Source organism: Methanothrix sp. (assembly GCF_024518575.1).
Lineage (GTDB): Archaea > Halobacteriota > Methanosarcinia > Methanotrichales > Methanotrichaceae > Methanothrix_B.
Genome location: NZ_JANIHG010000016.1, coordinates 24,590 through 33,376, shown reverse-complemented (window position 1 = coordinate 33,376; position 8,787 = coordinate 24,590). Strand labels below are relative to the sequence as shown.

The 8,787-nt window shown below is 55.7% G+C and carries 11 protein-coding genes; all 11 read left to right on the top strand.

Annotation, left to right across the window (positions count from 1 at the left end):
- Positions 1-45 precede the first annotated feature (45 nt).
- The 11 genes from NQU42_RS04865 to NQU42_RS04815 all read left to right on the top strand — a co-directional run bounded on the left by NQU42_RS04865 (position 46) and on the right by NQU42_RS04815 (position 8,787).
- Positions 46-369 (top strand): DUF3467 domain-containing protein, encoded by a 324-nt coding sequence (locus tag NQU42_RS04865; protein WP_296609515.1) that lies wholly within the window; start codon positions 46-48, stop codon positions 367-369.
- Positions 370-379: 10 nt separating this feature from the next.
- Positions 380-892, top strand: coding sequence for a tetratricopeptide repeat protein (locus tag NQU42_RS04860; protein WP_296609514.1), 513 nt, complete (start codon positions 380-382; stop codon positions 890-892).
- Positions 893-922: 30 nt separating this feature from the next.
- The gene (locus NQU42_RS04855; protein ID WP_296609513.1) at positions 923-1,156 is read left to right on the top strand and encodes an Lrp/AsnC ligand binding domain-containing protein; all 234 of its coding nucleotides are present in this window, start codon (positions 923-925) and stop codon (positions 1,154-1,156) included.
- A complete protein-coding gene (locus NQU42_RS04850) occupies positions 1,157-2,308 on the top strand; it encodes an MFS transporter (RefSeq protein ID WP_296609512.1) in 1,152 nt (383 codons plus the stop codon). It abuts the gene before it with no gap.
- A gap of 295 nt (positions 2,309-2,603) precedes the next feature.
- A complete protein-coding gene (locus tag NQU42_RS04845; protein ID WP_296609511.1) occupies positions 2,604-3,194 on the top strand; it encodes a UbiX family flavin prenyltransferase in 591 nt (196 codons plus the stop codon).
- A 12-nt stretch (positions 3,195-3,206) separates the two neighbouring features.
- Positions 3,207-3,392 (top strand): hypothetical protein, encoded by a 186-nt coding sequence (locus tag NQU42_RS04840; protein WP_296609510.1) that lies wholly within the window; start codon positions 3,207-3,209, stop codon positions 3,390-3,392.
- A gap of 129 nt (positions 3,393-3,521) precedes the next feature.
- Positions 3,522-5,123 (top strand): methyl coenzyme M reductase system, component A2, encoded by a 1,602-nt coding sequence (gene atwA, locus NQU42_RS04835; protein WP_296609509.1) that lies wholly within the window; start codon positions 3,522-3,524, stop codon positions 5,121-5,123.
- A gap of 42 nt (positions 5,124-5,165) precedes the next feature.
- The gene (locus NQU42_RS04830; protein WP_296609508.1) at positions 5,166-6,695 is read left to right on the top strand and encodes a methanogenesis marker 3 protein; all 1,530 of its coding nucleotides are present in this window, start codon (positions 5,166-5,168) and stop codon (positions 6,693-6,695) included.
- Positions 6,692-7,117 carry a methanogenesis marker 6 protein gene (locus NQU42_RS04825; RefSeq protein WP_296609507.1) on the top strand — a complete coding sequence of 142 codons (426 nt, stop codon included), beginning with the start codon at positions 6,692-6,694 and terminating at the stop codon, positions 7,115-7,117. Before NQU42_RS04830 ends, NQU42_RS04825 begins: the two co-directional genes overlap by 4 nt.
- 9 nt (positions 7,118-7,126) lie before the next feature.
- Complete coding sequence (locus tag NQU42_RS04820; protein ID WP_296609506.1) at positions 7,127-7,564, top strand: methanogenesis marker 5 protein; 438 nt, start codon at positions 7,127-7,129, stop codon at positions 7,562-7,564.
- Positions 7,561-8,787, top strand: a complete 1,227-nt coding sequence (locus NQU42_RS04815) for a methanogenesis marker 15 protein (RefSeq protein WP_296609505.1) — start codon at positions 7,561-7,563, stop codon at positions 8,785-8,787. The genes NQU42_RS04820 and NQU42_RS04815 overlap by 4 nt, the downstream gene beginning before the upstream one ends.

Below are 8,787 nucleotides of genomic sequence, written 5' to 3'. Positions count from 1 at the left end.
GCCGTCTCAACACCTATTTTAATATAGATGTTTTACCGGATTACCATGGAAGTCTCTATAGAAGTAACAAGGAGCCCTGCGTTCCGGCAGGTCTACGCGATAGGGGCCATTGGCGGGCACAGCCCGTACGATTTCAGGATATCGTTCTACAACGATTCGCCGAGAGCTTTCATAGAGGGCGGCAAGCAGCTGAGCACAGTCGAGAGGAGCATGGAGGTTGAGGTTATACTCTCGCCGCTTGCAGCAAAGGAGCTTGCAGAGTGGCTCATGAACCACATAAAGGAGTACGAGAAGCTCTTCGGAGAGATCAAGCGCCCTGGGAAGCCGAAGGAGCCTGAGAGATCATCGCAGCTCCAGGGTTACATGTAGGGGGAGCGGGATGCATACCAAGGAGAAGATCCTCATACACAAGGGCATAGACATGGTGAAGCGAGGAATGTATGAGAAGGCCCTGGAGTACTACGACAGAGCGCTGGAGATCAACCCGAACAGCTCGGATGCCCTGAACAACAAGGGGGTTGCGCTCTACCGCCTGGACAGGGTCGATGAGGCGCTCGATTGCTACAGCAGAGCTCTGGAAATCGATCCCGATAACCTGGATGCGATGAGGAACATGGCGTTCGTCCACCGCGCACTTGGCGACTTGGAAAAGGCCCTGGAACTCTACGAGACCGTTATTGATAGAGGCGGAGATGCCTACGACCTGGAGGCAAAGGCGACCGTGCTCGTGGCGCTGGGCAGGTTCCAGGAGGCGATCGAATGCATCGGCAGGGCTTATGAGATGACTCCTGACCCCAGGTTCGAGGTCGAGATGGCCGCCATAATCGGAAAGGTCCAGGCGATGGAGGACCTCGCTCAGGAGGGCAACGGCTCCGAGCAGAGCGAAGGGTGAGGATCTGGTACATCCGCATGGAGGGCGCGCATGAAAGGATTCATAATGATAAATGTCGAGCCGGGCTCTGAGAAGCAGGTGTTCGACTCCCTTCAGAGGATCAGAGACATAAAGGAGGTCGTGCCGGTTTACGGCGAGTACGACTTCATAGCGATAGCAGATGTCGAGGCGATATCTGATCTTAACAGGATAGTTCTCTCGGTTCGCGAGATACCCAGCGTGACGAACACAAGAACAATACTCGGCATGGAGCTAAAGTTCTAGATGAATCTTCCGAAGAGCCTATTCCCCCTGTACCTCTCGGTCTTCGTCTCAGTTCTGGGATTCTCACTTGTGGCGCCGATATTCCCCCTGTACGCCCTGGAGCTGGGTGCGACACACCTCATGCTGGGGATAATAATCTCCGTTTACGGCGCGGTTCAGCTGCTCACCCAGATGCCTGCAGGGAGGCTATCAGATCAGAGGGGACGAAAGTCAGTTCTTCTCATCGGGCTCCTGACATTCGCAATAATGCCGCTGCTCTACATTTATGCATCGAATGCGTATCAGCTCATACTGATACGTATCTTCGGCGGCGTAGGGGCTTCGATGGTCTGGCCGGTCGCCATGGCCCTGATTGTGGATTATGTGGAGCCGTCGCACAGAGGCCTTGCCATGGGCTGGTACAACGCATCATTCTACTCTGCCCTGGCTGTGGGTCCGGTCATCGGAAGCCTTCTCTACGGGAGGTTTGGAATAAACGCGCCATTCGTCTTCTGGAGCCTGTTTGCAACTGCAGCTCTTGTAATAGTGATCTTTGTCGTCAGAGAGCCACCGATCAGGAGCGGTGTGCTCTCCGCAAATCCACACAGATCCCGGCTGATCATAGAGGGATCTATGGTAACTTTCATCATATGCTGCGGCGTGGTGATGCTTCCCGGCCTGATCGGGGGATTCAACATGACGCTGCTGCCGGAGCTGGCGCTGAGCGTCGGTGTGGGCGTGTCTCAGCTGGGCATCCTGTACATGGCATACGCAGGCACCAATGCTCTCTCCAATATATATTTCGGAAGAATGGCGGATCTCGGCCACCGCAGGCTTCTCATAAGCGGAGGGAGCCTAGGCTGCGCCCTCGGGTTCGCGGCGCTCGGCCGCGGCCCGGGGCTTCTTCCTGAGCTTCTGGCCCTCTCACTTCTCGGCCTGAGCTCAGGAATGTGCACACCAGCAGCTGCTGTGGTGGTCTCGGATGTCACAAGCCCTGAGAGGAGGGGGGAGATCTTTGGGATCTTCAACACCTCGAGAATGCTCGGAGTCGTCATAGGACCTATAATAGCCGGCCTCACAGCGGATCTCAGCGGCCTGGCAGGGGCGCTCACAGCATTCATGGCCGTGACCCTGATGATCTCAGCCCTGACTCTGAGCCTGCAGGATACATGAATCTCCAGTGGAAGCTGTATTTTGTGCATCAACATCTGCAGAGATCGACAGAGATAAATTGCGTGAAGATTCATAGCACTTTAAGAATCCGCTCGTGGGTTTGAATCACCGAACATAAATGCCGGGGAATCGCGCGCTCTTCACGAAAGATGCAAAATCCTCCAAAGCGGCGGCCGTAAACGACACAGGACGCTGGCATAAATCACATGGTCTCAATGAGGGGTTCGTCGCATGCCATGAAATCCTGGGAGCGCGGGTCTTCGGGCCGGGCATATGATAAAATGGGGTAGATAGCGTGGAGATCGTTCTTGGAATAAGCGGCGCATCTGGTGTTGTGTATGGAACAAGACTGCTTGAGGTTCTGCGTGAGCGCTGCTTTGTCAACCTCATAGTCACCGAGGCCGCGAGGAAGATCCTGGAGATAGAGTGCAACAAGTCATACAAAGAGATCACCCCTCTGGCGGATCGCGTATTCGATCCGGACGATCTCACATCGCCCATCGCAAGCGGCTCCTATCTCTTCGATGCGATGGTTGTGGCCCCATGCAGCATGAGAACGATGGCCGCGATCGCCTCAGGTATATCGGACACACTCATAGCCAGGGTGGCGGATGTCTCTCTCAAGCAGAGAAGACCGCTCGTCCTGGTGCCGAGAGAGTCTCCGCTGAGCCTGATACATCTTAGAAACATGCTCGCAGTCTCAGAGGCAGGGGGCATCATAATTCCAGCATCGCCATCGTTCTACTCCAGGCCCCAAAGCGTCGGGGATCTGGTGGACACAGTGGTGTGCAGGATCCTGGACATTCTGGGGATTGATAACAGCATATCGCCAAGATGGCGCGGTTTCGGTGGAAATGCTTATAATGATACGGGTGAAGAACGGTAGTAGGTGAATTGAATGAAGTGTCAACTCTGTGGGGTGGAGAAGGAGACATTTCCTGTAAAGGCTAAGCAGGTTACGATCTTTGGTCCCAAGGATACCACGTTCTACATCTGCCAGGAGTGCCTGGAGCTGAGCCATCAAGCATATCTGGACAAGGAGTTCCTCCTGGTGAAGGGAGGAACCGGCGGAAAGGGGCACTGATGCATCTCCAGCCCAGCGCCCGCCTCTGGAACCGTGCCATGGAGAATGCAATTGTTAACAATAAACTTAAGTAGGATTCAGTCCTGGAGACCGAATGCAATCTTATAAATCACCATGGGGATTGATACTTTGGCACCTTTTATAGAGATCAAGGATCTGACTGTTAGATTTGGCGAGCTTGAGGTCCTGAGCAAAGTGAATCTCGAGATCGAGGAGGGTGAGTCTTTAGGGATCCTGGGCAGGAGCGGCGCGGGCAAGAGCGTTTTGATGCATGTTCTGAGGGGCGTTGAGGTATTTCCAGACATAAGTGGAAGTGTTGTTTACCACATCGCAATCTGCGAGAAGTGTGGCTATGTGGAGCCGCCGAGCAGGGTCGGCGGGCAGTGCAGATGCGGTGGCATTTTTAAAAAAGCTGAAGCGGATTTCGCAAAGCTGGGGATAAACGATCCTCTCAGGAGAGCGGTCGCCCGGAGAATCGCGATAATGCTCCAGAGGACATTCGCCCTCTACGGCGATGAGAGGGTGATAGTCAACGTCATGAGGGCAGTGGAGGATACAGGAGAGACGATAAGCGTTCACAGGGCAGCAGATCTCCTCGATGAGGTCAACCTCTCGCACAGGATGATGCATGTTGCGAGAGAGCTCAGCGGCGGCGAGAAGCAGAGGGTCGTGCTTGCAAGACAGCTAGCAAAATCGCCGATGATTCTCCTTGCAGATGAGCCCACGGGAACCCTGGATCCGGCGACCGCAGCTCTGGTCCACGACTCCATAAAAAGGGCGGTCAGGGATTTCAAGATGACCATGATCATCACCAGCCACTGGCAGGATGTCATGGTAGATCTGGCGGACAGGGCGATACTTCTCGATCACGGGAAGATACAGGCCATAGGCGATCCCAGGAAGATAGCGGACCAGTTCATCGCAATGGCCGGGGAGATCGGAAAGAGAGAGCCGGTTGCGGTAGGTGAGCCGATAATCAGGGCCACAAACCTCTCAAAGAGGTATATCAGCATAGATCGTGGTGTTGTCAAAGCTGTAGATAACGTATCCTTTGAGGTCTACGAGAGGGAGATCTTCGGCATAGTGGGAGTCAGCGGCGGCGGAAAGACCACGCTCTCGAAGATAATCAGCGGTCTCATAACCCCGACGAGCGGGTTCGCGTTTGTCAGGGTGGGCGATGAATGGGTGGATATGACGCTGCTCGGAGCTGATGGCCGCGGCAGGGCCACGAAGTACATAGGAGTCCTGCATCAGGAGTACACGCTCTACCCCTACAGAACCGTCATAGAGAACCTGACAGAGGCGATAGGACTCTCGCTTCCATATGAGCTGGGCGAGAGGAAGGCGATTCACACGCTAACGACCGTCGGATTCACAGATGACGAGGCTGAGATGATTCTGAACAAATATCCGGACGAGCTCAGCGAGGGCGAGCGGCACAGGGTTGCCATGGCTCAGGTACTGATAAAAGAGCCCAGGATAGTCGTTCTTGATGAGCCCACCGGCACGATGGACCCGATAACGAAGATAGAGGTGAGCAAGTCGATCCTCAGCGCGAGGGATGAGCTCGAGGAGACCTTTGTCATAGTTAGCCATGACATGGACTTCGTCAACAACGTGTGCGATCGCGCTATGCTTATGAGGAATGGGAGAGCAGTCTCTATCGGCGTTCCATCTGAGGTCTTGAAGCTGCTCACAGAGGAAGAGGAGCGCGAGATGCTGGGGAGTTGATCTTCAGCTTGATTGCCGGAATTTCCGGCGGCAAGGAGGCATATGAGGGTCAGAGTAGATGGGTCGGAGATATCTCTGAGGGATGGGGCCACTCTGGGCGAGGCGCTCGATGCTGCCAGCTCCGCAGTATCGCCAGGGGCTGTGATCGGCATCATAAAGGGGCGCGGGGAGAAGGCCAAGGCCACAGACTCCTACTGGCTTGTCACAACCAAGGGCAGGATAAGGATCGATCTCCTGGATACTGGCCTGAAGGACGCGTGGCATGAGGCCGTCGAGAGGATCGCAGGCCTGGAGGGGAGGTGGTCTGACTCAGGTGCTGTTGCATTCGGGAACTTTCCATCATCGATATCTCCCGGCAGGGGCACACATGAGTACAGCAGGTTTGACGTGCTCCTCGGCGCCAGCGGCTTCGAGAGCGATAAGTCGCAGCTGATCTTCATCAAGCGCAGGCATTCCGCGGTCTATGGTGTGCCATCTGACAACAGAGGGGTCTTCGCGAGGGTCGTCGGCGGGAAGAACATCCTCGACAGGCTGGAGAGGAATGACAGGATACTGAGGGTGGAGCCGATCGTCGAGTGGGAGGATCTGACTGAGAAGCTTGTCACAACTGAAATGTCGTTTCCTCTAGCTGATGGAATGGAGATCTATTCGCGGTTCGAGGTGGAGCTCATCGAGGATGCCCCCAAGGGGGCGGAGTTCTTCCTTGCAGCGACGAAGGACGGGGCTCTGAAGGTGGATGCGGTCTCGAGCTCCTACGTCTCCTCACATGTCCTCAAGGGCGAGCCGATAGAGTTCGAGCACAGGGAGCCGCGGCTGGAGGGTGCGGTTACAGTCAGGATCAGCGGACGTGGACTTGGCCACATATTCATCTACAAGGCTGACAGGACATCAAATCCGAACCACTCTGTCGTTGGCAGGGTCACTGCGGGTTTGGACCTCCTCAAGCTTGCATCCGCCGGCCAGCGCCTCACCGCAAAGGTCAGGCCTGAGAGGTTCATGGTGCTGGGAACCCCACTCAAGGAGGCGATGGAGCTCGCCAGGGCCAGGGGGATTGAGCCATCTTTCGATGGATACTCCGGAGATGATGCTGTAGTCATCGAGCAGAACCCGACGACCACGATGGAGGTTCTGAAGTCCGGCAAGGTATCGCTGAAGGCCATACCGTCGTCCAGGCTTGTCAGAATAGAGCTCTATGACGATCTGGCCCCGAAGACCCTGGACTACTTCAGGCATGTGGTGGGGCTCAAGGAGCGCCCAGTCGGGCCTCTCCCCGTCTTCTTCGTCTATGAGAACACGGTTCTCTTCAAGCCGGTTATAGATGCGCTCAGATACAAGGAGCTGCTTCCGGAGAACAAGCCGACTGGGCCTGTACCAGCTGGGTCTATAGGCGTCACGAACCAGGCGGCCAAGAGGACAGGGCTGATCGGAGTGAAGTTCGTTGAGGACAAGAGATACGGGCCGTCAGGGGAGAAGTTCGAGGGCACGAACATCATCGGCAGAGTCATCGATCTCGATAAACTCAGGGATGTGAATGAGGGGGAGATCGTTTATGTCATGGAGGAGAAAGGATGAGGGTTACAAAGTACGTGATAACATCTCCTGAGTCTGATATACTCCCCTCTGACATCGCCATGCACATCTACGGATCGAAGCGCGACGTTCATGTCAAAGAGACCTGCTTCGGAGTGATCATAAACGGAGAGGAGGACGAGATCAATGATCTCGTCAGGGAGATAAGGGCCATGGATCCGAACGGGATATTCATAAAGGACCGTGGGTTCCCGCCGGGAGATCCCAGAAGATGCAGAGGGCACCGTGGTGGCGGGCCGAGGCCTGGCTTCTTCATGCTTGAGTGCGAGTCGAAGATGCTCCCCATGATATCGAGAGCTCTTGAGGCTGAGAGCAAAAACGCGCCTATGCCAGAGGCTGCCACTGAGAAGATGCCCGTGAGCATGGAGAGACTTGTAGAAATTATTAAGGATGAATTTGCCTGAGGAATCCTGATGGTCAAAGTCATTGTCTACCCCCCCACAAGCACGATACTCGCGGATCTCGTCGAGAGGATGGGGCACAAACCCCTGGTGATGGCGAACGAGATCAGGAAGAAGATAGACACGCCAAGTCTGGAGTCACCTCCGCTGAACATCACACCCGAGGACCCGAAGAAGGGCCTGAAATACGCAGCTGTCGATGTGCCCTCAGGAGTTCGCGGACGGATGTCTCTGATAGGGCCGATGATAGATGAGGCTGAGGCCGCGATAATAGTTGAGGACAGCAACTGTCTTGTGGGATGCACCGGATGTGCCAGGACGAACGAGCTCACAAGGCTGCTGATCAAGATCAAGGGAATTCCGTTCATAGAGCTCAAGTACCCGAGGGATGATGGAGAAGCCAGACGCTTCGTTCATGAGATCAGGGTATTCCTGGAGGGTCTCAAATGATCAGGATCGCCCAGCTTTCATGCGGCGCTGAGTACAGCGGCATCCAGAAGGAGCTTGAGAGGGCAGCTGAGATCGTTGGCGCGAAGATGATCTCGCCAGAGGTCTCACTCGAGGATGTGATGGATGTGGAGAAGCGCTTCGGCGTATCAGTTCCGAGTGGGGACCTCAACCTGATAATGGCCAGGGCGACCAGGCTGGTACAGAATCCAGATCTGGCAGATGCTGTTTTCGTCGCGACATGTTTTAGATGCGCTGAGGGCGCCATAATTCGGGGAGAGGTGAGGCGATACATCCACGAGCATTCGCGGCTCCCGGTATTGAGCTACTCGTTCACGGAGAGGACAACAGCAGAGACCCTGCTAACAAGAATGGAGGCTCTGGTGACAACAGCCAGGATGAGGGGGCTGCTCGCCAGGGAGCGGCAGACAGGTCTCACAGCCGGTATAGACTCCGGCTCTACGACCACAAAGGCCGTGATAATGCGCGACAACCAGATCATAGGCCGTGGCTGGGTGCCGACGACAGAGGTCATAAACAGCGCGGAGGAGGCATTCCAGCAGGCCCTCCAGGAGTCTGGAGTGAAACGCGAGGAGATCCAGGGCATCGGCGTCACCGGATACGGGAGATTCCTCATCGGCAAACATTTCGATGCGAAGCTGGTCCAGGAGGAGATCACTGTGAACTCCAAGGGCGCTGTCTTCCTCGCGAACGCCCAGAAGGGCCCTGCCACAGTGATAGACATAGGCGGTATGGACAACAAGGCGATATCCGTCCAGGACGGTGTGCCCGGGAGCTTCACGATGGGGGGTATATGCGCGGGCGCATCCGGAAGGTTCCTGGAGCTGACCGCGAGAAGGTTGGGTGTCAACATAACAGAGCTGGGCAAGCTCGCTCTGAAAGGATCATACAAGAGCGTGCCGATGAACAGCTACTGCATAGTCTTCGGCACACAGAGCCTCGTCAACAGCCTCTCGAAGGGCGCGCGGCCTGAGGATGTCGCGATGGCAGCATGCCACAGCGTCGCTGAGCAGGTCTTCGAGCAGCAGCTCCAGGAGGTCGAGGTGAAACAACCTGTGATCATGGTCGGAGGGACATCCCTCATCGAGGGGCTTCCCAGAGCGATGGAGGAACTGCTGGGGATAAAGGTCATCGTGCCGGACCACGCCCAGTACATTGGAGCTGTCGGCGCTGCTCTTCTCGTCTCAGGGCTGCTGGAGGTCTGA

Coding starts and splice junctions, on each gene's coding strand:
- NQU42_RS04850 (WP_296609512.1), top strand. CDS start 1,157: ATGAATCTTCCGAAGAGCCTATTCCCCCTGTACCTCTCGGTCTTCGTC.
- NQU42_RS04860 (WP_296609514.1), top strand. CDS start 380: ATGCATACCAAGGAGAAGATCCTCATACACAAGGGCATAGACATGGTG.
- NQU42_RS04820 (WP_296609506.1), top strand. CDS start 7,127: ATGGTCAAAGTCATTGTCTACCCCCCCACAAGCACGATACTCGCGGAT.
- NQU42_RS04830 (WP_296609508.1), top strand. CDS start 5,166: ATGAGGGTCAGAGTAGATGGGTCGGAGATATCTCTGAGGGATGGGGCC.
- NQU42_RS04825 (WP_296609507.1), top strand. CDS start 6,692: ATGAGGGTTACAAAGTACGTGATAACATCTCCTGAGTCTGATATACTC.
- NQU42_RS04865 (WP_296609515.1), top strand. CDS start 46: ATGGAAGTCTCTATAGAAGTAACAAGGAGCCCTGCGTTCCGGCAGGTC.
- NQU42_RS04840 (WP_296609510.1), top strand. CDS start 3,207: ATGAAGTGTCAACTCTGTGGGGTGGAGAAGGAGACATTTCCTGTAAAG.
- NQU42_RS04815 (WP_296609505.1), top strand. CDS start 7,561: ATGATCAGGATCGCCCAGCTTTCATGCGGCGCTGAGTACAGCGGCATC.
- NQU42_RS04855 (WP_296609513.1), top strand. CDS start 923: ATGAAAGGATTCATAATGATAAATGTCGAGCCGGGCTCTGAGAAGCAG.